1 protein-coding gene is annotated in these 1,753 nt (G+C 66.6%); it reads left to right on the plus strand.

Features of this window, described 5'->3' with window-relative positions; all coding sequences use genetic code 11:
• Nucleotides 1-714 precede the first annotated feature (714 nt).
• Nucleotides 715-1,602, plus strand: coding sequence for a transposase family protein (locus tag GTY84_RS21195; protein ID WP_202551530.1), 888 nt, complete (start codon nt 715-717; stop codon nt 1,600-1,602).
• The last annotated feature ends 151 nt before the right edge of the window (nt 1,603-1,753 follow it).

Here is a 1,753-nt window from a genome sequence, read left to right on the forward strand (position 1 = left end):
GGCATCGCCCGCCTACACAACCTCACCCTCACCGGATGACAGGCAAACAAGCAGGTCAGCCAGCATGTCCCAGAGCATTTACGGGACACCGTCTAGGAACGGCCGTCGGAGGCTGCGGACCGTCGTGTCGAACTGCCGCCTGCGTGAGGAGCTGATTCGAGCCTGTCTCTGATGCGAGGATGGGGGGATGGTGCATCGCGATCGGCAGGGTCGGCAGATCGAGCTGACGGAATGGGGAGGCCTATGGGACGACATGGCCTATCGGATCGTGGCGGAGGACCAGGTCCAAGGCGTCATGATTCGAACAGTGTGGGAGGGCATCGACGAGGTGCCCGGGACGATGTTTGCCACGGGGACTTCTCAGGACAGTGGAGAGCGTTGGCGGACTGAGCGGGAGGGCGCTCGCACCGAGGCGGAAGCCATGGAGCAGCACCGCGGGGTTGCCGAACACGTACGCAGGCGCTTGGGCAGTGGCAGGTAAGTCCGATCGCCCCACCCAGAAGTCCGTCACGGAGCAGTTGCGTGTCCGGGCTGCATCTGGGGGCCTTGACCCACCGTTTCCCCTGGCCGGCCGCCTCTTCCGCTGCTTGATCGGCCCGCCGCGTGAGGACCCACTCCCGCCGACTGCACCGCTCCGTGCCAGCTAACGAGTTGGTGCGTGATAGCGGGTGAGGCGTCGTGCCTGGCCGGTGACATGATCCGTCTGTGGCGATCATGGTCAGTAGGGCGGTGCTGGCGCATCGGCTGTTCACGGGGATCTCTCGGCGTCATCTGGCGCGCCTGGTCGAGGAACTGGCGGTGCCGTGGCAAGCCGGGGTCGAGGGTCGTCGCCATGCTGCACGAGGTGGGGCCAGGAAGCGCGCTGCGGGAGCCGGCGCCCGCCACCAGTTGGTCTTCGTCGACCGGCTGGTGGCCACGCTGATCCATCTGCGGCACGACCTGCCGCACTCGGTACTGGGCCTGCTGTTCGACGTCGACCGCTCGACCGTCACCCGTGCGATCGCAGAGATACGTACGCTGCTGGCCGAGCGGGGGTGCGCAATCCCCGACCGCCCCGGCCTGCGGTTACGCACTATGGCCGACGTGTTCGCCTATGCCCAGGCCGAAGGCATCGAGTTGCGTTTGGATGCCACCGAGATCCAGGTCCGCCGACCACCGGCCGGCCGCGGCGGACGGCGCGCATTCGTTTCCGGGAAGAAGAAACAGAACACCATGAAGGCCACCGTCATCGCTGACTGGCAGGGCCGCACGTTGTGGACCGACACCCTGCGTCCTGGTCGTATGCACGATGCCACGGCCGCCCGCAACGAGGGCATCGCCGTCTGCTTCCAGCACTTCCCCGACGTCGAGGTTCTCCTGGACGACGGCTTCCTCGGCCTGAGCCGCGACCACCGCGGGCAAGCGATCACGCCACCCAGAAAACCCCGGCCCGGAGCACTACCCGGCAGAGTCCAGCAGTGGGAACGCGACCGCCGCGGGCACTCCTGCGACCGCATCACCGTCGAACACGCCCTTGCCAACCACAAACGCTGGAAGCAACTGACGCGCTGCACCCACCGTCGCGACCGCCTGCCCGACACCTACCGCGCCATCAACGTCTGAGAGCAGGCCACGACCAGGCCAAATATGTCTCACCCGCTATCACGCACCAACTCGTTAGTCCGTTTCTGGTAGCGGCCTCGTCCGGTTGGGTGAGGAAGCCTTGGCGGGTGAGTCGTCCGAGGCGGCTGCGGGTGATGTTGACGGATGCCTC

This window comes from Streptomyces sp. SID8352, from assembly GCF_009862265.1.
Lineage (GTDB): Bacteria > Actinomycetota > Actinomycetes > Streptomycetales > Streptomycetaceae > Streptomyces.